The organism is Bradyrhizobium cosmicum (genome assembly GCF_032290525.1).
Lineage (GTDB): Bacteria > Pseudomonadota > Alphaproteobacteria > Rhizobiales > Xanthobacteraceae > Bradyrhizobium > Bradyrhizobium cosmicum_A.
Window position 1 is genome coordinate 1 of record NZ_JASXTA010000563.1, and the last position, 239, is coordinate 239.

At 46.4% G+C, this 239-nt stretch carries 1 protein-coding gene; it reads right to left on the minus strand.

Annotated elements, in window-relative coordinates:
- Positions 1-239: LysR substrate-binding domain-containing protein (locus tag QSV46_RS40950; RefSeq protein ID WP_314964474.1), on the minus strand; the 239-nt coding region annotated here is incomplete at both ends.

Consider the following 239-nt stretch of genomic DNA (forward strand, 5'->3'; position numbering starts at 1 on the left):
GGTATACCGCTCCGTTTGCATCAAAAAACGAGAATCAGGCATTTTATCCAACACCAGATCATGCCAGAATCCAATTTCCTGGAATAGGAGCATATTCTCACCATTCATTTCTGAAACGGTGAGAGACTTCCGTTTGGCTAATCGGTGCCGCTTCGGCAGAAGAAACGAGAGATGCTCCTCACCGAACTTGATGCATTGCAGCTCAGAATCCTCAGGACAAAAAGGCAACAGCACTAGCT